A 23,635-nucleotide genomic window follows, 5' to 3' on the forward strand; every position below is an offset into this window, starting at 1 on the left:
CAATGAAAAGAATAGCACTCTTTCTGATACTGCTATCGATATTCTCATGTCAGGATGATGATAGCAATTATACTGAAATCAACCAGCCGCTGGATTTTATTGTCCCGGCAAACTTTCCCGAAACAGCTCAGGACATTGGTCGTAATTTCCCAACACAAAAAGGTTTTGAGCTTGGAAGGAAATTATTTTATGATGGACGGCTTTCGAGAGACGGAACCGTTTCCTGTTCTTTCTGCCATGAACAGTCATCAGCTTTTACGCATCATGGGCACGATTTCAGCCATGGCATTGACAACCTTGCCGGAATCAGGAATGCTCCGGCTGTACAGAACATGGCTTTTCAAAGCGAATATTTTTATGATGGGGCTTCCAACAGTCTGGAAATGCTTTCGATAGTCCCCATACACAATCCCGTAGAAATGGATGAAACGCTGGAAAATATTGTATCCAAACTTAAACAGGACGCTGCCTATGTCAAGCTGTTTGCACAGGCATTCGAAAACAGGGAAGTCAGTTCAGGCAATATGCTTAAGGCATTAGGTCAGTTCATGACGATGATGATTTCCGCCAATTCAAGATATGATAAATTTGTACGCAATGAGCCCGGCGGAACACTCAACAATCAGGAATTACAAGGACGTGCCCTATTCCAGTCCAACTGTGCTTCATGCCACAAAACCGACATTTTTACAGACAATTCCTTTCGTAACAATGGCCTGCCACCCAATCCTAATCTAAATGATTTGGGCAGGGAAACCGTTACCGGATTTGCCCGCGACCGTTATAAATTTAAAGTCCCGAGCCTCAGGAATGTTGCACTTACTGCTCCTTACATGCACGATGGCCGTTTTGGTTCGCTGCAATCTGTATTGAATTTTTATTCTAACGGAGTACAAAACACGGAAAACCTCGACCCTTTGCTTCAACAGCATCCAACCTTAGGTATACCGCTCAATCAAACAGAAAAAGAAGCGATTATCGCATTTCTGAAAACACTAACCGATGAAGAGTTTATCCAAAACCCGCTCTTCTATTTCCGTACCTAAAATCATAATAATGAAAAAGATATTTTTTATTCTCGCATTATTTGCCCTTTTCGGGCAGACAGCCAGCGCAGGCGCCGAAGAAGATTCTATTTACAACCCGTTCCGAAACTACAGCCTGTTTTTTGGAGAAGACTGTGATGCCTGTGGTTGCTCTGCCAATGGCGGAAGCATGGGATTCAGTTCCATGCTGAATAACAATTTTGTGGGCATCCGGTATTTCCATCAAAGTTATAAAAGCCGTGACGGTGTGTTTAATAATTCTCCGTGGATAGATGAAAACTTCAACACCGCCCAGTTATGGGCAAGAATACCGTTGGGAAAACGTATCGAAGTTATGGGCCTGATTCCTTATCACTTTAACAACCGCGAAAAAGCAACAGGAAAAGAAGATATTAACGGATTAGGCGACATTACCGTAATGGGGTTCTATACACTTTTCGGAACCCGAACCGACAGTGCAACCGTATTTCACAAATTTCAATTAGGTGCGGGCCTAAAAGCGCCTACCGGAAAATATGACAGCGCCAATAACGGCAGCGTAAACCCAAGTTTCCAGTTAGGAACCGGAAGTTGGGATTATATGCTGGCTACAGAATATACTGTAAAGAGAAAGAATCTGGGACTTAATGCTATACTCAACTATATTTTCAAAACTGAAAATGAGAAAAAATATCAGTTTGGCAATCAGTTTAATTATGCGGCTACGCTGTTTTACAACGCTAAAATTGAAAACCTGAATGTAGTACCACAATTAGGACTTGCCGGAGAAAAATATGAGGACAATAAAGACCATGGCGAAAAAGTACCGCTCACGGCCGGAGACATATTGTTTGGTAAAATGGGCGTAGAAATAGGACTCCAAAAATGGGCGTTAGGACTAAGTACTATGCTGCCTATTAACCAAAATCTGACAGGTGGCAGAGTCGAGGCTAATTACAGATGGTCATTGAACCTGAACTATTCTCTTTAAATATCCAATTCCGGCTGTTGATTTCACTGCACAGACTCAATAGCCGGAATTTAAAAATCCGATAGGGTTCGTTGTCAGATTATTATAGCTTCTTTTTCTAAAAATCTTTATTTTAGCAGTACTATTTGACAATTCACGGAAACGGGAACGAACCTGTGGGAGTAAATGATTTTATCAAACTGCTTCAGTCAGAAAAACAAAAAGTGTTAGACAAACAATGGCTATTGATATGACCTGAAAGAAAGTATAAGCGAAGAGTTTAAAGAATAACCCCTAACAAGAAATACAATGTCAGTAGATTTTGAAATAATAATACGATTCCTGCTCGCCATCTTATGGGGTGGTCTTGTGGGTGCCGAAAGAGAATATAAAGGAAAACCTGCGGGATTCCGGACTACTATCATGATTTCTTTCGGAGCCTGTTTCTTTACAATAATGTCGATTGCCATTGGAGGCGACAGCAGTCCTGACAGGATAGCTTCTAATATTGTAACCGGATTGGGATTTTTATGTGCCGGAGTCATTTTCAAATCTGACAACCATATTAACGGAATAACCACTGCGGCAACTGTTTGGGCTGTTGCAGCTGTAGGAATGGGAATTGGAGGAGGTTATTATTTCGCTTCTGCAAGCGGCAGCATTCTCATATTATTTATCTTGTTGATACTTCCCTATTTTCAAAAAATCATCGATAAGAAAAATCAGTTAAGGGTACTTACCATTGAATACCGGCAAAACTCTGGGGCTCTTGAACTATGCGAAAACCTGATGAAACAGCACAGGATACGCTATCAGATGGTAAAGCAAATCAGGGAAAAGGAAAATATGACCGCCGTTTGGGAAATACATGGAAATCAGACCCATTTCATATCATTTAACAACAGGATTATGGCTGAGCCTTCCATTGACCGGGTTGAAACATTGCGCTAAAATACCCATCTGAAACCGCCTTTTGAAAAATGTTTTTAAAGAATTCAGCAAAAATATTTCTTCAATAATTTTTTAAAAAATTCTACATTGTTTTTATAAATGAATGAATATTCATTTATATTTGCACCATGAGAATGAGAGATGCAGACAAGATTAGTCTTGTCAGGCAAAAAGCAATTGAATTAATTGCGACACACGGCCTGGAAGGTTTTAGCATGAACAAGCTTGCCAAGGCTTGCGGTATTTCTGTGGCCACACTATACATTTATTATAAGGACAGGGATGACCTTATCCTGAAAATTGCAGTAGAAGAAGGAAACATAATGGGGGCTGCCATGATTGTTGGATTTGACCCTGAAATGTCGCTCGAAGAAGGCTTGCGTAAGCAATGGGAAAACCGTTGCAACTATTCTATGAAAAATCCTAAGACATCACTTTTTTTTGAACAGCTTCGTAGCTCGTCCTATCAGGAAGAATTTCTCGCCTCGTTCCTGAAAGAATTCAAGTCTGTTGTAGGCAAGTTCATGCACAATATCATCGAAAGAGGAGAAATTGAAAAAATGCCTTTTGAAGTATATTGGTCCATAGCTTTTGCCCCACTCTACAATCTCATCCGCTTTCATAACGAAGGAAAAAGCAAAGGAGGGAGACCTTTTAAGCTTACTGACGAAGTATTATGGCTGACCTTCGACTTTGTAATAAAAGCATTGAAAAAATAATTCATACGCTAATTAAAATCATCAATTCATCAAAAATATGGACAAACAACAATCCTTGTCTTTTACGGGTTATCAAAAATTCGTAATCTTTATATTGGCCATAACACAGTTTACGGTCATACTGGATTTTATGGTCATGTCGCCTTTGGGTGATATGCTTATGAAATCACTTGATTTAAAACCTTCGGCTTTTGGCGTTGCCGTTTCAGCCTATGCGTTTAGTGCCGGAGTATCCGGATTGCTAACGGCCGGTTTTGCAGACAAATTTGACAGAAAGAAGTTATTACTGTTCTTTTACATCGGTTTTATTATCGGAACTATTTTTTGCGGACTCGCAGAAAATTATACGATGCTGGTTGCCGCACGAATCTTTACCGGACTCTTTGGCGGTGTTATCGGTTCCATATCCATGGCTATTATTACTGATATATTTGCTTTGCAACAACGTGGTCGCGTCATGGGATTCATCCAGATGGGATTTGGAGCCAGCCAGGTTTTAGGGGTACCTATCGGTATCTATATTGCTACATTGTGGAAATGGGAAGCTCCGTTCTGGATGATTGCTGCTTTCAGTGTTCTCATAGCCATTGCCATTGCTGTCTATTTAAAACCGTTAACAGCTCACCTGTCCTTACAGCATGATAAGTCCGCCTTTGTTCACTTATGGCATACGGTTTCAAAACGCGATTACCGCATTGCTTTTACATCAACAGCCCTGCTTTCAATAGGTGGATTTATGATGATGCCTTTTGGTAGTGCCTTTGCGGTTAACAATCTTGGGGTTAATTATAATCAACTTACCATGTTGCTAATGGTTTCGGGTATCAGTTCGCTGGTTGTCATGCCAATAATAGGAAAACTAAGCGATAAAATAAACAAGTACACTTTATTTGCAGGAGCATCGGTATGGATGATGATTATATGTGTAGTTTATACTAATCTTAGTGTTACGCCCTTGCCAATTGTTATGGTATTGAATATCATGATGATGATGGGTATTATGAGCCGTATGATTCCATCTTCGGCTTTGACAAGTGCTGTTCCTGATATGGCAGACCGTGGCGCTTTTATGAGCATCAACTCTTCACTACAGCAAATTGCGGGAGGAATTGCCGCTGCAGTAGCCGGTATGATTGTTACGCAGGAAAGCAAAGGAAGTCCGTTAGTAAATTACAATATTGTAGGATATGTAATTGTCTGTATCTCCATTATCAGTATTATCCTGATGTGGCGTGTCTACAAGCTGACAATTAAAAAAACACAGTATACTCAGGTCGCCCCGTCAAAAGATGAAGCACCGCAAAACTTAAATGAAGTACTTTAAAAAGAAAAAGCGAAAAGAATATCTTTTCGCTTTTTTTATACTAATTGGATTTGCCCTATGATTTATGAAGGAACTGCCTTAATACATACTGCAATATTCCTTCGTTTCTATAATATTCAATTTCAATTTTGGAATCCAGTCGGGCAATGGCCTTAAATTGGATTTTTTCTCCGTTTTTCCTTTGGGCAGTAACCTCAACTTCTTTTAACGGCCTGATGTCATTGGCAATTCCGGTTATACTAAATTGTTCGGTTCCGGTAAGTCCCAAACTCTCCGCATTCTGACCGGACAAATATTGCAAAGGCAATACGCCCATCCCTACCAGATTACTTCTGTGAATTCTTTCATAACTTTCGGCCAATACCGCCTTAACGCCTAGTAAAAAAGTTCCTTTCGCAGCCCAATCTCTTGAAGAACCGCTTCCGTATTCTTTTCCGGCCAGAATAATCAACGGTGTCTGTGCTTCTTTATATTTAACCGAAGCATCATACACAGTCATTTCCTCTCCTGTTGGCAGGTATTTTGTATAACCGCCTTCTTTATCTGCCAATTTGTTTTTAATACGGACGTTGGCAAAAGTACCGCGAATCATAACCTCATCATGTCCACGACGCGAACCATACGAATTAAACTCTTCTTTAGGTACTCCGCGGCTAAGCAGGTATTTTCCTGCAGCGGATGATTCACCATAAGAACCGGCTGGCGAAATATGGTCGGTTGTAATACTGTCGCCCAAAACCAGTAATGCACTGGCATTTTCTATATCTTTCAAGGGTTGCGGATGGTCAGGAAGATTTTTAAAGAAAGGAGCTTCCTTTATGTAGGTAGACTGATTGTCCCAGACATATATTTTTTCGTTTGGCACCTCAAGGTTCTGCCAGATTTCGTTACCGTCAAAAATAGTCCCGTAGCTGTTGGCAAATTGTTTAGGTGATAATACTGAGCTCATGATGCTGTTAATCTCATCGTTTGAAGGCCATATATCTTTTAAATAGACCGGCTGCTGATTTGGGTCATAGCTAATTGGTTCATTTAAAAGGTCAATGTCAACGCGACCGGCAATTGCATAAGCAACAACCAGCATTGGCGACATCAGGAAGTTCATTTTGATTTGCGGATGTATCCTTGCTTCAAAATTTCTGTTACCGGAAAGTACAGAAGCCATTACCAAATCATGCTCTTCAATAGCTTTGGCTATATGCGCAGGAAGCGGTCCTGAATTTCCAATACAGGAAGTACAGCCATAACCTACGATATGAAACTTCATTGATTGCAGGTCATCTAATAAGTCGGCTTTGATGAGATAATCCGTTACAACTTTGGAACCCGGCGCCAAAGAGGTTTTGACCCACGGTTTTACATTGAGTCCGCGTTCTCTTGCTTTTCGGGCTACCAGTCCTGCTCCAATCATCACATAGGGATTTGAGGTATTCGTACAGGAAGTTATGGCGGCAATAACAACAGCACCATCCGATAACATGAACTGCTCCTGCCCTACAGTTACGGTAACGATTTTCATACCGTCTTCTATTTTTTCCTCAATCTTCGTATCCGGCACCATCGCAGTTTCCGTTTGTATGGGCAAACTGCTTCCTCCTTCGGCAAACCATCGTGTCAGTTGTTCCTGCGGTTTGATGTATTTACGCCCAAATGACTGATTCAGGACATCGATAAACGTTGTCGGAAAATTTTTCAGCAATATCTTATCCTGCGGCCTTTTAGGTCCGGCAACTGTTGGCTCTATCGTTGAAAGGTCTAATTCCAGAACATGTGTATAGGTGATTTCTTCATTTCCGGTACGCCACAATAAATTGGCCTTGCAGTAATCTTCTACAAGCTGCACCTGATTCTCCGAATGGTTTGTCATACGCATATATTCCAATGTTTTCTCATCAATTGGAAAATAGGTTACCGTACAACCAAATTCCGGCGACATATTGCCTATTGTAGCCCGGTCAGGAACAGTAAGATTATCCAGTCCCGGACCAAAAACTTCAACAAACTTTCCAACTACGCCATATTTGCGAAGCAGTTCGGCTATAGTCAAAACCATATCAGTTGCCGTAGAGCCTAACGGAATCTTTCCAGTAAGTCGTAATCCTATGACTTCCGGCATGATAAAATAGATAGGCTGTCCTAAAATGGCAGCTTCTGCCTCTATTCCTCCAACACCCCATGCTATGACGCCTATTCCGTTCACCATTGGTGTGTGGCTGTCTGTTCCTACCAGCGTGTCCGGAAACACTTCCCCATTACGCTCAATCACACCTTTAGACAGGTATTCCAGATTGACCTGATGGCAGATACCCATGCCCGGCGGTACCACACTAAAATTGCTAAACGACTTTTGTGCCCATTTCAAAAACTGATAACGTTCTTTGTTTCGCTTGTATTCTTCATCCATATTACGGGCATAGGAATACTCCGTTCCAAAATAATCGACCTGCACAGAATGGTCAATAACCAAATCTACAGGAATCAACGGATTTATTTCATCGGGATTCTTGCCTTTACGGGCAATTTCGGCCCTTAGTGAAGCAATATCAACAACTGCGGGAACGCCTGTAAAATCCTGCATCAGAACGCGGGCCGGCTTAAAAGGAATGTCCTTATCCGAAGCTTCGGGTTTCCAATTCAGCAGGGTTTCAATATTTTCGCGTGTAATCGCAAAATCATCAAAGTTGCGCAATGCATTTTCCAACAGTATCCGGATAGAAAATGGCATCTTTTTGATGTTGAATCCGTGCTTTTCCATTTCAGGCAGGCTATAATAAGTAAAGGCCCCGTTTTTGGTATTCAGCAATTTCTTAATCTGATAAATGTCTTTTGTCATAAATCACACGTATTAGTTAATTGAAAAGTACTATAAAGATAAGGCATCTCTCTGATACAGCAATATTTGGAATGCTGATTAATCGGGGAAAAATTATGGCTTTAGAAAAATTTACCTTACAAAACCAAAAAGCCCCATTTTCATGGGGCTCATTGCTTGCATAATTTAAGTAACTAATTCAAATCCTATATAATTGAAAACAATTATAAGTTCAAGCAATATATTGATATCGAACTATTTAAACTTAACTATTTACAAATATAGAAATTAGAACCAATTATTCCGAATGAAGTAACAGTCATTTCTGAAATCGATTGTTATTTCTTTTCAGATAATTCCTTGATTTTATTCAGCGCTTTGGGCCAGGTTTCATTGAAGAAATCCTCATATTCCTCGGTTATGCCCATATCAACCAAAAGCTGCGTCTTACCATTTACCATCTTTAGGGTATAATTTTCAAGGGCTCCGGCCCAATCGTTACTCTTTTCGTTTTCTGTATGCTCGATTCCGTCCATTATGACTCCTAAATGCTCAATAGACATGTATTCATTGGGAATGTTTTTTGCAATTCTGGCTATCATGCCTTCATTATCTGCATTCAGGAAAAGTACTTTACTTCCCTCTTTCCAATCCGTTTCTGCTCTCGATCCTTCGCTAAAAGGAGCTGTCCATTGCGGATAAGTATCTTTTCCCCATAAAATGTCCCATACTTTTTCGCGTGGTGCATCCACTTCTATTGAAAATTCTATTTTTTTCATCGTTTTATTGTTTTTTAGTTGTAGCAGTCTGTTTATCAGACCATCTATTACAAATATCCATCCTTTTTGATTAGTGTAAAGGGGTAAAATGCGACAATATCGAGGGTCATTTGGGTAAGATTTTTATTTTTTTTCACAGCCTATGCAACCATTTTCAAACGAGTTGCGTCTATGCTAATAGAAGTCGGTTTTTAATCGGCACCAGAAACACAAACTTTAAAACATATAAAAATGAAACGTATTTTACTTCTAGCTATCTTATTGCCAACATTCAGTTTTGCACAAGAAACAAAAAATGACAACACAGAAACATCCGGGCTAAAACCAAGATTTACCATTTCTGGAAATACAACTTTTTCCGACCCTTCACAAGCTGGATTGAGCCTGGAATATAAAAGCAAGAATTTAGACAGCGGAAGAAACTCTTCCAACATATTGAATCTTTCTTACGGAATGATGAATTATGACAACAATATTGTAGACGTAGACGGAACCGGTTTTGTAATTGAATTGGGAAGCAGAACCTATATTGAAAAAGGAAAATGGGACGGATTTTATGCTGAAAACTTTATTTCTTATGGAAACATAAAATTTGATGAAAATATTGGAGGTTTAGGAAAATTTGACGGAACCTATTCTTACTGGAGTATTATTAATCCAAACGTAGGTTACAGATTCATGATTGGAAAAAATGTAAGTATCGACCCGTATGTTGGAGCTAACTGGAAATGGGAAGTAAAAGGTAAAGGTGATGTAGACAATAAAGATGTCGATAACTTTGTATTCAGAGGAGGAATCAAAATCGGATACAGTTTCTAATTGTACAGTTAACTGCTAAGGCTAAAAATACAGAAACTGTTCCGAATTTTTAGCCTTACATAAATCTACTTAATTCGCAAATACCACATCATCAATGAAAAAATCATTTTTCCTTATTTCTTTAATTGCACTTATGATGCTTACAAGCTGCAGGGTTACCAAAACAATAACCATGATTAATGCCAAATCCAATGCAGCCGAAACCGAAGTAGAGTTCATAAAACATAAGATTACTTCCATTTCGTTCCTGCCATTAAGTGAAGAACAGGAAGAAATTGCCATTGGCATCTGGAAAAAGGAAAAGGAACAGTTGGAAAAAAACAGGCTGAAAAAAAATTCCGATATAGCATTGGTTATTTTTCAATCTGAAAATCAGTTCAGAAGCATCTTGACACCGGAACAGCTAAAGGAATACAAAGCAGAATATAACGATTCCATGATAACAAAATATTTCCTAAGCAACCGGGCTATGAATGAAATTAAAAGGATTTATAAATTGGAAGGAGAAATCAGATAAAACCTATCGGGCAAGCACACGCTCCAGTTCTCTTCTGTAAGTAATGCCCACCGGAATTTTTTGGCTGTTCACGACAAGTACATCTCTTTCATTTTCTTCAATCTTGTCAACGGCCACTATATAGGATTTATGAACCCGTATAAACTGCCCTCCCGGCAAACTCGCTTCCAGCTCATTGGTAGTCATTGAAGCCAAATATGTTTTCCCGGATGTAAAAATCTTGACATAATTGCCATAGCTCTGTGCAAAAAGGATCTTCCTGACATCAAGGTCTACTATTCCCCCATCTGCTTTTATGCTGATAAACAGATTGGAAACCATCGCCTTTTTTTCGGCATAAAAAGAAAAGAAACGCTCAATAGATTTCAAAAAACGTGGAAAATAAATGGGTTTTAAAAGGTAATCAATTACGCCATAATCATAACTTTCCAAAGCAAATTCAGAATATGCCGTAGTGAGGATGGTTCTGGGTTGTGACGGAAGAATCTTTAGCAATTCCAGTCCGGTTATTTCAGGCATATCAATATCAAGAAACATCAGGTCAACCGGGTTTTCCCTAATATAGTTCATTGCCTCAATGCCATTATAGCATTGGTGTACCAGTTCCAGTTCCGGATTTTGACGAATATAATTCGTTAGCACATAATGGGCCGCAGGTTCGTCATCAACAATAATGCATTTTTTAGGATCTTTCATCATTCGGCTATTTTTTTCAGGGGAAGTTCTAAATCGACTGTATATTCCTTACCCGAATTGTTGATGTCCAGTTTGTAATCATTGCCGTAAATAAGCTTTAGGCGTTCCGTCGTGTTCCTGATTCCTATTCCTGTAGAAACGACATTTACTTTCTTTTCGGGTATGGAATTTCGGATTTTCAGACACAATTTTCCTTTTTCTACGACTATGATAATATGTACATAGCAATTTTCAATAGCACAGGTTCCGTGTTTGAACGCATTTTCTACAAAAGCAATCAGCAGCATGGGAGAAATCTTATAGGCATTTTCATTATCAATCCTGCTTTCATAAGTAATCTCGCAACGATAACCAACGCGCTCCTTTTCAAGCTGTATGTAGCTGTTAATAAAAGACAGTTCTTCGTCCAGCGATACGCATTGTTTCGCATTGCTTTCCAGCTGATAGCGCATCAGTTGCGATACTTTCATAATCAAATCCGGAGTTCTTTGCGGAAATTCAAGGCTTATTCCGTAAAGCGTATTAAAAGTATTAAAAAGAAAATGCGGATTCAATTGGCTTTTAAGCGAGTTGAGCTGCATCTGGTTAAAGAGTAAAGCCTCTTCCCTTTTTTTCTTTTCTTCTCTGTAAAACTTAAGGAACATGACAGGCCCTAAAATACAGATTAAAGTTCCCACAACAGTTGCCAGTTGGTATTGGTAGCTCTTCTGGTGAGAGAATTCATATAAGGAGGAAGCTTTGGTTAGCCAAACCGATGAAATCTCATAAACGATAACCGAAAAAAGAAGCGCCAGCAAAATCGTCAGTCCCAGATATAAAAGTCCTTTATGTTTTTTTACCAATATGGGTAATAAAAAAAAGCGGTTGGCCTGTGCATGCAGGTATAGCATCAGGTAATAGCCTACACCGGAAAAAACAGCAATTGGAGAATTAAATAAAATCCAATCGTTTTTCAGGGAAAAAATAGAGAATGAAAACAGTAATATTGCAACCTCCTGCCACCATTTATTGTCCAAAACATTGTCGACTTTCAATTTCATTTTTTGCAATTAAGGCTACAAATTAACGATTTATTATTAAATTTTTATCGGATTTAATGACCAATTGAATTCGTCATTTTTTATGAACGATTTGTCATTTAAAACAGCCTCACCTGCTACGTCTGCTGTAAATTTGCACTTTCAAACTTATATCAGGCTTAAAAAATGACTACAAAAAGAATAAGTCTTTTCCTTCTAACCCTCTTTTTCTTTCAAGGGTTTTCCCAAACCCTTAGCCTGAAAGAAGCTGTAGAAACGGGAATGACTAACTACGGAACCCTAAAGGCAAAAAACAAATATGCCGAGGCTTCCAAAGAAAGCGTAAAACAGGCACGCAGAGACTATCTGCCCAACTTAAATCTGGCGGCCCAACAAGACTACGGAACTGTCAATGGCCAAAACGGACCTTTGTATGGATTTGGCGGACTTGGTGTTGCTTCATCCGGACTACCACTCCCTGAACAAAACTGGAATGCGGCTTTTGGGGCCTTATATCTGGTCAACATGAATTGGGATTTCTTCACTTTTGGAAGAGCAAAACAGCGAATCAATCTGGCAAAAGCAGATGCAGAACGCTCTGAAAAAGATTTGGAACAGGAAAAATTCCAGCACAAAATCAAAATTTCTGCTGCCTATCTTAACCTGCTGGCAAGCCAACGACTGCTTATTTCACAGGAAAAAAATCTGGAGCGAGCCGTTGTTTTCCAAAAAATAGCGGCGGCACGAGTAAAAAACGGATTGCTTCCCGGTGTAGATTCAACACTGGCTTCTGCCGAAGTATCCAGGGCAAAAATCATGCTGAATCAGGGCAAAGACCAGGTCAAAGAACTGAACAACAAGCTGGTGGCTCTTATGGGAACAGACATCAAAGACTATGTTCTTGACAGTACATTCGTAAAAAAAATACCGACGTCCATCCTAAGACTCGAAACAACAACCGACACACTAAATCCGATACTGCAATATTACAGAAGCCGAATTGATTTCAGCAAACAGCAGGTAAGGCTTTTCAAAAGGGAGTACTATCCTACTTTTAGTCTTTTTGGTGTTTACCAGACACGTGCTTCGGGATTCAATTCCAATTATGCTGTAGACCAGACTTCTTATACACGAAATTATTTTGACGGAATCAGTCCTGACCGCCAGAATTATCTTCTTGGTGTTGGTGTTACATGGAATCTTACCTCCATTGCAAGGTCAAGCAAAAAAGTGAGTGCCCAAAAGCTCATCTCAGAAGCTTTGCAGGAGGAATACAATGTAATTGACCAGCAACTCAAGACACAATCTGATGCTGCCGATGCCAAAATCAGATATGCCATGGACAATTATGCTGAGGCTCCAAAACAGGTACAGGCGGCAGAACAGGCCTATCTTCAAAAAACAACCCTCTATAAAAACGGACTGACCAATCTTGTGGATGTCACCCAAACGCTTTATACGCTGAACCGTGCCGAAATAGACAGGGACATCATTTATACCAATGTTTGGCAATCGCTTTTGATGAAAGCCGCCGCAACAGGAGATTTTGAATTATTTATTAATGAATTTTAATTTTTACCACAGATGAATTTAATACGTTTTGCACTTCGCAAACCTATCTCCATATTGGTACTAGTGGCCGGGCTTTTCTTTTTCGGAATTGGGGCCGTTCGTGACGTCAAAGTAGATATTCTGCCAAAAATGAACCTTCCGGTAATTTATCTGGCTCACCCTTTTGGAGGTTATACTCCAAACCAGATGGAATCCTATTTTGCAAAAAACTATGTCAACGTTATGCTTTTTGCCAATGGTGTCAAGTCGATTGAAACCAAAAACATTCAGGGATTGACATTGATGAAAGTGACCTATTATGAGGATACCAACATGGCACAGGCCGCTGCCGAATTAAGTGCGCTTTCCAACAGGATTCAGGCTGCTTTCCCTCCGGGTTCACAACCGCCGTTTATTATCCGTTTTGATGCTTCTTCCCTTCCTGTTGGTCAGTTGGTATTGAGCAGTAAAACGCGTTCCAACAATGAATTACAGGATTTGGCTAACGTGTATGTCCGTGCTTCCTTTACTTCAATTCCCGGATTGCTGTCACCGCCACCATTTGGAGGAAGCCCGCGAACTATTGAAATAAATGTTGACCCGGATTTATTGCGTTCACATAATCTTACCCCTGATCAGATTGTAGATGCTATCCGTATCAACAACCAAACGGCTCCTTCCGGAAACGTAAGGATTGGCGACCAGAACTATATCACGCCAACAAACAATACTATCAAGGAAATTAAGGATTTTGAAAAGATTCCATTATTCAAAGGCGGTATTCAAAACCTGTATCTTGGCGATGTAGCTACTGTAAAAGATGGTGCCGATATTACTGCCGGATATGCTTTGGTTAACGGAAAACGCTCTGTTTATGTGAGTATTGCAAAAGCCGGAGATGCTTCTACCTGGGATGTAGTACAAAAGCTAAAGGCAGATTTGCCAAAAATACAAAGCACGCTTCCGGAAGATGTAAAATTATCCTACGAATTTGACCAGTCTGTTTATGTAATCAATTCCGTAAAAAGTTTGATTACCGAAGGTATTATTGGTGCGGTACTGACTGGATTGATGGTACTTTTGTTTTTAGGTGACCGCAGAGCCGCTATTATTGTAATCCTTACCATTCCTATCTCTATCATTTCAGGTGTATTGTTCTTAAAATTATTCGGACAAACCATCAACCTGATGTCCCTCAGCGGATTGGCATTGGCTATTGGAATTCTGGTTGACGAAAGTACGGTGACTATTGAAAACATACACCAGCATCTCGACATGGGAAAACCCAAGGCACTCGCCATTTGGGATGCCTGTAAGGAAATTGCATTGCCAAAACTGCTGATTCTTCTCTGTATTCTTGCTGTTTTTGCCCCTGCATTTACCATGAAAGGAATACCCGGAGCCTTGTTCCTGCCGTTGGCTTTAGCAATTGGTTTCTCGATGATTATTTCCTTCCTGCTATCGCAGACGTTTGTTCCGGTTATGGCAAACTGGCTGATGAAAAGCCATCCTAAACAAAAACATGGTCCGGAAATGACAGACGATGAAGCTGAATTTATTGCTTCAGGACTTACGCCGGAATCAGAAGATGACACATTCAACCAAAAGAAAATATTAGTTGAAAGGAAGGATTTTAATAATGATGGAAAAATCAGTCGTTTTGAACGATTCAGAAATCGGTTTATGCGAATGCTGGAACGCCTGTTCCCGCTTCGAAAACCGGTTGCGCTTTTCTATTTGTTAGGTATCACAGGATTGGCAATACTGCTCCTTAATGTAATTGGACAGGACGTATTTCCTAAAGTCAATTCAAGTCAGTTCCAGATGCGACTTCGTGCTGCCGACGGAACCCGTTTGGAGCGTACGGAAGAAAAAGCCTTAAAAGCTTTAAAAGAACTTGAAAATATGGTAGGCAAAGAACATGTTTCTATCTCTTCGGTTTATGTTGGGCAACACCCTTCCCTCTTTTCCGTATCGCCAATCTATATGTTTACAGCCGGACCGCATGAAGCCGTTTTCCAGATTGGATTGAAAGATTATCATGCCGATATGGATGAATTTAAAGACCAATTTCGCGAAAGGATTAAGAAAATTCTGCCAGACGTGAAGATTTCTTTTGAACCAATCGAACTCACAGATAAGGTCTTGAGCCAGGGTTCTCCTACTCCTATTGAAATCCGTATTGCGGGAAAAAATAAAAAGCTGAATGAAGAATATGCCAATAAGATTATTGCCAAGCTAAATAAAATCAGCTATTTCAGAGACGTTCAGATTGCGCAACCTATCAAATATCCGTCATTGGATATTAATATCGACAGGACACGTGCAGCGCAGGTTGGCGTTGATATGAACGAAATATCGCGTTCCTTAATCGCTTCGACTTCATCTTCCCGATATACTGAAAAAAATACCTGGATTGATGAAAAAGCCGGACTGTCTTATAATGTACAGGTACAGGTTCCTTTAAACAAGATGAAAAGCGTTCATGATATGGGCGAAATTCCTTTGCTTAAAAATTCAACAAGGCCTGTCTTGAGCGATGTGGCTACAATCACGCCTTCTTTCACCTATGGAGAAAATGACAATCTAGGTGCCATGCCCTATATTTCTGTAACCGGAAATATTCACCAAACCGATTTGGGAACGGCTTCAAAAGACGTACAGAAAACTATCGCTTCTTTAGGAGAACTGCCTAGAGGTCTGTTTATCGAACCTATCGGATTAAGCAAAGTATTGGGAGAAACCATGAGCAGCCTGCAAGGCGGATTATTGGTTGCCGTGGTTGTTATCTTCCTGATGCTTTCAGCCAATTTCCAATCGTTCCGTATTTCGTTAGTTATCCTGACAACAGTTCCTGCGGTAGTTCTTGGTTCGTTATTGCTTTTGTTAATCACCGGCTCAACATTAAACCTTCAATCCTATATGGGAATCATCATGTCTGTTGGGGTTTCCATTGCCAATGCCGTACTTTTGGTCACGAATGCAGAACAGCTCCGGAAACATAACGGTGACGCGCTCCTATCTGCCAGAGAAGCGGCTTCTTTAAGGCTTCGCCCTATCCTGATGACCAGCGTTGCCATGATTGCGGGAATGTTGCCAATGGCCATAGGCCATGGTGAAGGAGGTGACCAGGTTTCGCCTTTGGGAAGAGCCGTTATTGGAGGCTTATTATTCTCTACTTTTACGGTACTGATTATCTTACCTCTGATTTTTGCATGGGTACAAGGTAAAACCTCAACACAATCCGTATCACTGGACCCGGAAGACAAAGAAAGTAAACATTATATATCATCATTACACCCACAAAATGAAAAATAATTTATACAGAACATCGGCCCTATTATTGCTTCTGGCTGTTTTAAACAGCTGTGGCCCGTCAGAAAAGGCTGAAGCCGCACCTGTTGAAGAAACAGCACCTGCTGCTATTGAAACTTTTCAAATCAGCAAAGAAAAATTATCTACAGAACTACGGATTCCCGCAGAACTCACAGGTTTTCAGCAGGTTGATATTTACGCTAAAGTAAGCAGCTTTGTAAAAGAACTGAAAGTAGATATTGGAAGTCAGGTAAAAAAAGGACAGCTTTTAATGGTTTTGGAAGCACCGGAAATCAGTTCCCAACTTGCCGCTTCAGAATCAAGACTCCGCTCTCAGGAAGCGGTCTATATGGCAAGCAACAGCACCTATAAAAGAATTCTGGAAACCAGTAAGGTAGAAGGAACTATTTCCAAAAATGACCTGGAGCAGTCTGAAGCCAGAAAAAATTCGGATTATGCACAGCTACAGGCGGCCAAAGCGTCTTATAAAGAAATCCAGAACATTCAGGGTTATCTGCAAATTCGTGCACCATTTGATGGAGTCGTTGCTGCCCGTAATGTCAATCTTGGCGCTTATGTTGGCCCGGCCGGAAAAGGCTCAGAACTGCCTTTGTTTACATTACAGGAACAAAGCAAACTTCGCCTTTCCGTATATGTTCCTGAAATGTATACAGGCTATTTGAAAAACGGAGATGAGATTAGTTTCAGCGTCAAATCAATGCCGGGACAAACTTTTAAAGCAAAAGTATCCCGTATGTCAGGAGCTTTGGATAGCCGACTGCGTTCAGAACGTGTTGAAATGGATGTTATCAATACTACTAAAAAACTTTTACCGGGCATGGTAGCTGAAGTATTACTACCACTAAAAGCTCAGGACAGCAATTATGTTATTCCTAAAACTGCATTGGTTACCTCAAGTGAAGGAACATTTGTTTTGGAAGTTGTAGATAATAAAACCGTCAGAAAACAAGTTCAAAAAGGCCGCGAAGTAGAAGACCGTGTGGAAATTTTCGGAGATATTCCCGAAAATGCACAACTGGTCAAACTGGCTTCGGAAGAAATAAAAGACGGAACTCCTGTAAAATAAAATTTCCTCCCCTTCTAAATAACCCTTTGGCTCCCGGAATCTTTTTCGGGAGCCTTTTTTATAATTTTAGCATCACAAAACCTTAGCGTCTTAGCGCCTTTGCGAGCAATTATTTTCACTCAAAGACGCAAAGGCGCTAAAATAAACTTATCGAGATTTATTACAAAAGCTAATCCTAAATAATCGCTTTTATTTCTTAAATTCGTAATTGTTCTATCCCAAAGCATGACCGACCTCTTTAAAAAATACATTATTGATACCCAATGCGCCACTGAAAGTCAATATGAAGAAGTGGAGCATCTTGTCCATCCTGTCAATATAGCAAAAGGGCAGTTATTATTACAGGAAGGCGAAATCTGCGACAAGGCCTATTTTGTTTGCAAAGGCATTCTTCGCTCCTATACTTTGGATGAATCCGGCAAAGAGCATACCATCCAATTTGCTCCGGAAAACTGGATTATTGCTGACAGAAGCAGTTTTTATTTTCACGAACCTTCAGAAATGTATATCGATGCTTTGGAAAACACCGAAGCGGTTTATGTGCAAAAAGAATTTTTCGACATTGCTGCAAAAAAGTTTGAAAATTTTACAAAAGTCAATACGCTTGCACTCCATAACAATATCAGGCATATGGAAAAAAGAATCAATTATCTTTTAAGTGCATCGGCAGAAAAAAGATATTTGAAATTCATTGAAACCTATCGCGATTTATCACTCAGGGTTCCACAACTGCTCATTGCCTCCTACCTGGGTATTACTCCGGAAGGTTTAAGCCGCGTCAGAAAAGAACTGGCAAATAAAAACTTCAACAGAGATTAGCCGTTATCCATTTCTTAACCTAGGTTAAGAGCCATGATTTTGATACTGTCTACCTTTACAGTAATAAAAAAACATACAATCATGGACTATACAATCACACATAATGAAAGCCGTAAACGATTCGAAATCAGTTTGGATGGAAAGACGGCCTATGTAAAATATGAACTTTTTGACGGAGGCATTGCTTATATGCACACTATTGTTCCTGCTGAACTGGAAGGTAAAGGAATAGCTTCTGCCCTCGCAAAATATGTCCTCGACTATGCAAAGAATAACGGACTGAAAGTAAAACCTTATTGTCCGTTTATTAATGCTTATATCGACAGGCATCCTGAATATCAGGAAAATTCACTTTTTCACACTAAACATTGAGTATCATGACAACAAAAAAAATAGAACGCATAATTGCACCACCAGCTCCGCATATGGTTGGGGATGGTTTCAGAGTACATAATTTTATCCCGTCTGCATATGGTTTGAGTATGCAACGCATGAGTCCTTTTATTATGATGGACTATAATTCTAAATTTTACTTTCCTCCTACGCAGGAATTAAGAGGCGTTGGCGTACATCCGCACAGAGGGTTTGAAACCGTAACTATTGCCTACAAAGGAAAAGTAGCACATCATGACAGTGCCGGCAACAGCGGTGTTATTGGCGAAGGTGACGTGCAATGGATGACCGCGGCATCGGGAATTCTTCACAAAGAATATCATGAAGAGCAATTCAGTAAAGAAGGCGGAGAGTTCCAAATGGTACAGCTTTGGGTAAACTTACCGGCAAAAGATAAAATGTCGGCTCCAAAATATCAGGGAATCACAAACGATGCTATTAACAAATTCCGATTGCCAAATGACGAAGGGCTAGTAGAAGTAATTGCAGGAACCTATAACGGTATTTCCGGAACTGCCTCTACATTTACTCCCGTAAATCTGTTGAATGCTAAACTGAATAAAGGAGCCTTCGCTTCATTTGATTTTCCGGCTTCCTATAATACGGCATTGCTTGTATTGGAAGGAAGCATCAAAGTCAATGGTGAAGATAAAGTGGCAACAGACCATTTTGTATTATTTGCCAATGAAGGCGAAGAATTTACGATTGAAGCAGTAGAAAATGCTGTGGTATTGGTTTTGGGCGGAGAACCTATTAACGAGCCCATAGCCGCACATGGTCCGTTTGTAATGAACACACAACAGGAAATAATTCAGGCCTTTAATGATTTTAATATCGGCCGTTTTGGATATCTTGAATAAAATAAAGCCCGAACTTAGTTGTTCGGGCTTTATTTTTGCTTAAAATTCCGTCTCAATTCCTATATATTCCTGATCCCCATTAATCCAATAACGTGAAATATAGTTTTCGTCCTCCTCAAGGCATTGAATGGCCTTATCAATTATCAGGGCATCATAAATCTTATAATCCTGTACCTGGTGTTCATCCAGAATAAGAATAACCTCAAAAAAGGTGGCCGGTTCTTCTTTTATATTGTCCGGAGTATCTGACTGGCTTTCAATATCGCAGAACGATTCCACCTTATACAATTCGGCTTTCCCCGATTTAAGGCAGTCTATTATCCTGTCAATGATGTCTCTCGTTGTCTCATCATCAAGGTTTTTACCTGCAATTTTTAATCTCTCCGGCATCTTAAATTGGCACATTGCGACCATTGTAATCTTTTTTAAATTTATTTTCAGCTTTTATAAATTTCGGCTATTTCTGCCAAAAAACCATTATACAATTGTCGCAATGATTTACAGATTTCATTACGTTAAAGTATAGCCAAACCCATCCATTTAGAATTACATTTTCTATCTTTGGTAAACAAACTAATTTGAATCTTGCTTGTAATTAATTTTAAATCAAAAATTTAGTATTAAGTATGAGACTATTCGAAGAAAAGATTAACATTGTATTGGCTGATGATGACAGGGATGAATGTGAATTATTTAAAGAGGCAGTTAGCGAAATCAATGAGAATTACAATCTTATTTTTTTCTCTAACGGCAAAGAACTTATGGACTACCTGAACGACAATGAAATCCATAATCCCGACATCATCTTTTTAGACCTCAATATGCCTTTTATGTCAGGAGTAGACTGTTTGAGACAAATACGTGCCGACGAAAAATATTCTGACACCGCAATTGCCATTTATTCCACCTCATCTTCCGACCAGGACCAGGAAGACACCTTTACATTAGGGGCTAATGTTTATATAAAAAAGCCAAGCGATTATGCTGCCATGAAAAAAATACTCCAGCATATTTTCAAAACCTACTGGCAATACCATACGTCAGACATGAACAGAGAAACTTTCCTGATTTCTGTTTAGTATTTGCAAAGGAATAAAATTCAAACATTTTAAAATAATGGAAAAGCCGGCTTTAAAACAAGCCGGCTTTTTTTATAAATAGAGAAATTGTTTGTTTTATGCAGAACGATAAACAGAAGGTGCCACCTGCATCTGTTTCTTGAAAAAATTATTAAAATGAGCCGGTTCTTCAAAACCCAGACAATAACTGATTTCCGAAATGTTCCAGTCTGTATGCTTTAGCAAGGCTTGCGCTTCATTAACCAATCGCTGTGAAATCAAATCGGTTGTGGTTTTTCCGGTAGTCATCTTAATGGCACGGTTCAGGTGATTGACATGAACATAGAGCTTTTCTGCAAAATCCTTTGCAGAACGGAGCGTAAACCGTTGCGATGGCGATTCTATAGGAAACTGTCTTTCCAGCAATTCCGTAAAAACCGAAGTTATTCTGGAATTTGCATCCGGATGTTGGTATAGTTTTTCAGACGGCTCAATTTTCATAGCACTGTGAATCATTTCCGTAACATAATTGCGAATCAAATCATATTTATAGACATAATCTGAATTGATTTCGTTAATCATCCTCTGGAAAATATCACTAATCTGTTTGTCCTGCTCTTCATTAAGAATATATGCCGGCTTGCCTCCTATTTTGAACATGGGCAGACTGGAAATACTGTTTCGTAATGACTCCGTAAAAAAGGCTTCTTTGAAAATACAGAAAAAACCTGACCTGTCGTCAGACAACGATTCAACAGTATAAGGCACCTGCGGATTGAAAAAAATAAGTGCGGAACCGTTAACTTCAAGGCTTTTATCGGCATAATGGAAAACATTTTTTCCTCTTGCCAGGCTAATTTTATAAAAATCTCTTCTTGTATAACTTATCGGGACATATACATCATTTTTATAACAGTCTTCAGCTCTGATAACATTAAAGTAGCCCAGACCCTGCTGTAAATCCTCAGGTAGGTAATTGAGCTTTTGTTTATAAAAATCTTCTATCGTTTCGGTCTTCGGCATAATTTTATTTTTTAGGAACCAGCCTTTTTACGGGCTGGTTGTATATTGTAAGTTTCAATTGTAAAATTCAAATACGGCTATCATTCCTGAAAGTCGGTTGAAAGTGTGGTATCCTTCCAATCTTCTAACATTTGTGTTAGCGTTCCTAATTTTGCTGACGCTCTTCTGTAAGCATCACTTCCAAGATATAATCTTACAGGAGGATTATCGCTTTCAGCCAGATGAATCATCACTTCTGCTGCTTTTTCAGGGTCGCCTAGCTGATTGCCATTCATTTTATGGAACTTATCGTGTGATGCATGAACCTCTTCATAATCTTCTATTGAATTCTCAGCGAACACCAGCGATTCTTTTGTCAAAAACTGCGTTCGGAAAGCTCCCGGGGCGATAGCCGTAACTTTGGTACCAAGTTGCCTTACATCATCTGCCAATGATTCTGACAAACCAATGATAGCGTGTTTGGCCGCCGCATAAATAGACCATCCCGTAGCAGGTGCAAATCCGGCTATAGAAGAAATATTGATAATATATCCGGAACGTTGTGCTCTTAGATAAGGCATGGCATATTTGATGACATTGATGGTCCCGAAAACGTTGATATTAAAAGCCTCCGAAATTTCTTCCTGCGACAATTCTTCAATAGTACCTCCTATGCCGTAACCGGCATTGTTCACAATCACATCAATCTTTCCATAAACTTCCTGTGTTCTCCTAATAGATTCAGCTACAGATTGTTCATCTACCAAATCTACTTCCAAAGGTAAGAAATTTTCTGAATTTCCTGCACCAACAGCTTCACTCAAAGTAGTAGCATTTCTTGATGTTGCGGCAACTTTATAACCTGTTGCAAGTAATTTTTTTACCAAGGCAAGTCCCAGTCCTTTTGAAGCTCCTGTTACATACCAAATTTTATCTGTTTTCATATTTTTTTCGTTTAATTAATAATAAATAAGGCTTGCGTCGTAAAAGAATTTAGTTGTCGAATCCGGTAGCTGCGGCATACTCCCGAACTGCTTCCATATTTTCTTTTACTGATTGTATTTTGACTTCTGCCATTGCATAAGCATCCTGTCCTAAAAACAAATGCACCGGAGGATTTTGCATTTCGGCTGTTCTGATAAAAGCTAAGGCTGCTTTATGCGGGTCACCAGGCTGATTGCCATTGATTTCGTTTTCATGTGCAGATTGGACATCTCTAACCGTTTTGTATTCCTGGAGTTGATTTTTAGGAACACTCAATGAGGAATCTTTCAGGAAATCTGTCCTAAAATAACCCGGAGAAACAATAGTTGCTTTTATTCCGAAAGGTTTTACTTCTTCTGCCAACGACTCTGTAAATCCCTGAACAGCGAACTTGGTTGCACAATAGATTCCAAAGCCGGGAAAAGCTCCTGTGAATCCTCCAATAGAAGAAACATTAAAAATATGTCCTGATTGTTGCTTTCTCAAATAAGGCAATACTTTTCGGATAACATTTAAAGAACCGAAAACGTTGACATCAAAGTTTTGTCTTGCTTCAACATCAGTAAGCTCTTCCAAAGCTCCTGCAAGACCGTAACCTGCATTATTAACAATAACATCAACTCTACCAAATTGGGCTACAGTTGCCTGTATGCTTTTTTCGATACTCTCTTCACTAAGAAGATTTACCTGCAAAGGCAGAAAATTATCCACATCACCTATAGCTTTTTTAAGTTCTTCTATACTTCTTGATGTGGCCGCCACTTTTTTACCTTCATTTATTAACTGTTTCACCAGAGCCAGTCCCAGGCCTTTTGATGCTCCAGTAATATACCAAACTTTCTGATTTGAATTTTCCATGATTTAGTTTTTTAAAAAGATTAATGATTCTGTTTGAATTTGATAAGGCAAAATTATTGGCAAAGTGGAACACAGTT

At 39.6% G+C, this 23,635-nt stretch carries 22 protein-coding genes; 14 read left to right on the top strand and 8 right to left on the bottom strand.

Translation table 11 applies throughout. From position 1 onward, the window contains the following. Nucleotides 1-2 precede the first annotated feature (2 nt). The 5 genes from B0G92_RS10410 to B0G92_RS10430 all read left to right on the top strand — a co-directional run bounded on the left by B0G92_RS10410 (nucleotide 3) and on the right by B0G92_RS10430 (nucleotide 4,989). Nucleotides 3-1,046 carry a cytochrome-c peroxidase gene (locus tag B0G92_RS10410; protein WP_101472147.1) on the top strand — a complete coding sequence of 348 codons (1,044 nt, stop codon included), beginning with the start codon at nucleotides 3-5 and terminating at the stop codon, nucleotides 1,044-1,046. Between the two features lie 10 nt (nucleotides 1,047-1,056). Next, on the top strand, nucleotides 1,057-2,016 hold the full coding sequence (locus B0G92_RS10415) for a transporter family protein (RefSeq protein ID WP_101472148.1): 960 nt from the start codon (nucleotides 1,057-1,059) through the stop codon (nucleotides 2,014-2,016). Nucleotides 2,017-2,304: 288 nt separating this feature from the next. Beyond that, nucleotides 2,305-2,946, top strand: a complete 642-nt coding sequence (locus tag B0G92_RS10420) for an MgtC/SapB family protein (protein ID WP_056066341.1) — start codon at nucleotides 2,305-2,307, stop codon at nucleotides 2,944-2,946. Nucleotides 2,947-3,074: 128 nt separating this feature from the next. Then, the gene (locus B0G92_RS10425) at nucleotides 3,075-3,665 is read left to right on the top strand and encodes a TetR/AcrR family transcriptional regulator (protein ID WP_056066338.1); all 591 of its coding nucleotides are present in this window, start codon (nucleotides 3,075-3,077) and stop codon (nucleotides 3,663-3,665) included. 37 nt (nucleotides 3,666-3,702) lie between these two features. Beyond that, nucleotides 3,703-4,989: an MFS transporter gene (locus tag B0G92_RS10430; RefSeq protein ID WP_101472149.1), complete on the top strand. Its 1,287-nt coding sequence runs from the start codon at nucleotides 3,703-3,705 to the stop codon at nucleotides 4,987-4,989. Nucleotides 4,990-5,044: 55 nt separating this feature from the next. On the opposite strand, the gene acnA is transcribed toward B0G92_RS10430, so the two are convergent. Next, a complete protein-coding gene (gene acnA / locus B0G92_RS10435; RefSeq protein ID WP_056066331.1) occupies nucleotides 5,045-7,822 on the bottom strand; it encodes an aconitate hydratase AcnA in 2,778 nt (925 codons plus the stop codon). 317 nt (nucleotides 7,823-8,139) lie between these two features. After that, nucleotides 8,140-8,580 (bottom strand): SRPBCC family protein, encoded by a 441-nt coding sequence (locus tag B0G92_RS10440; RefSeq protein WP_101472150.1) that lies wholly within the window; start codon nucleotides 8,578-8,580, stop codon nucleotides 8,140-8,142. A gap of 231 nt (nucleotides 8,581-8,811) precedes the next feature. On the opposite strand from B0G92_RS10440, the gene B0G92_RS10445 reads away from it, so the two are divergent. Together B0G92_RS10445 and B0G92_RS10450 are read left to right on the top strand one after the other, a co-directional pair. Then, nucleotides 8,812-9,399 carry an autotransporter domain-containing protein gene (locus B0G92_RS10445; protein ID WP_101472151.1) on the top strand — a complete coding sequence of 196 codons (588 nt, stop codon included), beginning with the start codon at nucleotides 8,812-8,814 and terminating at the stop codon, nucleotides 9,397-9,399. Nucleotides 9,400-9,493: 94 nt separating this feature from the next. Further along, nucleotides 9,494-9,916, top strand: a complete 423-nt coding sequence (locus B0G92_RS10450; protein WP_101472152.1) for a hypothetical protein — start codon at nucleotides 9,494-9,496, stop codon at nucleotides 9,914-9,916. A 3-nt stretch (nucleotides 9,917-9,919) separates the two neighbouring features. On the opposite strand, the gene B0G92_RS10455 is transcribed toward B0G92_RS10450, so the two are convergent. Further along, a complete protein-coding gene (locus tag B0G92_RS10455) occupies nucleotides 9,920-10,615 on the bottom strand; it encodes a LytR/AlgR family response regulator transcription factor (RefSeq protein ID WP_310793705.1) in 696 nt (231 codons plus the stop codon). After that, complete coding sequence (locus B0G92_RS10460; protein WP_101472153.1) at nucleotides 10,612-11,652, bottom strand: sensor histidine kinase; 1,041 nt, start codon at nucleotides 11,650-11,652, stop codon at nucleotides 10,612-10,614. The genes B0G92_RS10455 and B0G92_RS10460 overlap by 4 nt, the downstream gene beginning before the upstream one ends. Nucleotides 11,653-11,817: 165 nt before the next feature. Here B0G92_RS10460 and B0G92_RS10465 point away from each other — a divergent pair, with 165 nt between their 5' ends. The 6 genes from B0G92_RS10465 (at nucleotide 11,818) to B0G92_RS10490 (ending at nucleotide 19,656) form a co-directional block, all read left to right on the top strand. Further along, nucleotides 11,818-13,203, top strand: coding sequence for a TolC family protein (locus B0G92_RS10465; RefSeq protein WP_101472154.1), 1,386 nt, complete (start codon nucleotides 11,818-11,820; stop codon nucleotides 13,201-13,203). A gap of 12 nt (nucleotides 13,204-13,215) precedes the next feature. Further along, nucleotides 13,216-16,500 carry an efflux RND transporter permease subunit gene (locus B0G92_RS10470; RefSeq protein ID WP_056066314.1) on the top strand — a complete coding sequence of 1,095 codons (3,285 nt, stop codon included), beginning with the start codon at nucleotides 13,216-13,218 and terminating at the stop codon, nucleotides 16,498-16,500. After that, nucleotides 16,490-17,584, top strand: coding sequence for an efflux RND transporter periplasmic adaptor subunit (locus tag B0G92_RS10475; protein ID WP_056066311.1), 1,095 nt, complete (start codon nucleotides 16,490-16,492; stop codon nucleotides 17,582-17,584). The genes B0G92_RS10470 and B0G92_RS10475 overlap by 11 nt, the downstream gene beginning before the upstream one ends. Before the next feature lie 225 nt (nucleotides 17,585-17,809). Beyond that, a complete protein-coding gene (locus B0G92_RS10480; RefSeq protein WP_101472155.1) occupies nucleotides 17,810-18,403 on the top strand; it encodes a Crp/Fnr family transcriptional regulator in 594 nt (197 codons plus the stop codon). Between the two features lie 81 nt (nucleotides 18,404-18,484). After that, complete coding sequence (locus B0G92_RS10485) at nucleotides 18,485-18,775, top strand: GNAT family N-acetyltransferase (RefSeq protein ID WP_101472156.1); 291 nt, start codon at nucleotides 18,485-18,487, stop codon at nucleotides 18,773-18,775. A gap of 5 nt (nucleotides 18,776-18,780) precedes the next feature. Beyond that, nucleotides 18,781-19,656: a pirin family protein gene (locus B0G92_RS10490; protein WP_101472157.1), complete on the top strand. Its 876-nt coding sequence runs from the start codon at nucleotides 18,781-18,783 to the stop codon at nucleotides 19,654-19,656. A 39-nt stretch (nucleotides 19,657-19,695) separates the two neighbouring features. On the opposite strand, the gene B0G92_RS10495 is transcribed toward B0G92_RS10490, so the two are convergent. Beyond that, entirely contained in the window at nucleotides 19,696-20,046 is a 351-nt protein-coding gene (locus B0G92_RS10495) for a hypothetical protein (protein ID WP_101472158.1), read from the bottom strand. 236 nt (nucleotides 20,047-20,282) lie between these two features. On the opposite strand from B0G92_RS10495, the gene B0G92_RS10500 reads away from it, so the two are divergent. Continuing rightward, the gene (locus tag B0G92_RS10500) at nucleotides 20,283-20,735 is read left to right on the top strand and encodes a response regulator (protein WP_056066298.1); all 453 of its coding nucleotides are present in this window, start codon (nucleotides 20,283-20,285) and stop codon (nucleotides 20,733-20,735) included. Nucleotides 20,736-20,831: 96 nt separating this feature from the next. Here B0G92_RS10500 and B0G92_RS10505 read toward each other — a convergent pair whose 3' ends face one another. From B0G92_RS10505 to B0G92_RS10515, 3 genes are all read right to left on the bottom strand, one after another. Then, nucleotides 20,832-21,737, bottom strand: coding sequence for an AraC family transcriptional regulator (locus B0G92_RS10505; RefSeq protein WP_056066295.1), 906 nt, complete (start codon nucleotides 21,735-21,737; stop codon nucleotides 20,832-20,834). A gap of 80 nt (nucleotides 21,738-21,817) precedes the next feature. Further along, nucleotides 21,818-22,660: an SDR family NAD(P)-dependent oxidoreductase gene (locus B0G92_RS10510; protein WP_101472159.1), complete on the bottom strand. Its 843-nt coding sequence runs from the start codon at nucleotides 22,658-22,660 to the stop codon at nucleotides 21,818-21,820. Between the two features lie 49 nt (nucleotides 22,661-22,709). Beyond that, nucleotides 22,710-23,558 (bottom strand): SDR family oxidoreductase, encoded by an 849-nt coding sequence (locus tag B0G92_RS10515; protein ID WP_101472160.1) that lies wholly within the window; start codon nucleotides 23,556-23,558, stop codon nucleotides 22,710-22,712. Nucleotides 23,559-23,635: the final 77 nt, after the last annotated feature.

This window comes from Flavobacterium lindanitolerans (assembly GCF_002846575.1).
GTDB lineage: Bacteria > Bacteroidota > Bacteroidia > Flavobacteriales > Flavobacteriaceae > Flavobacterium > Flavobacterium lindanitolerans.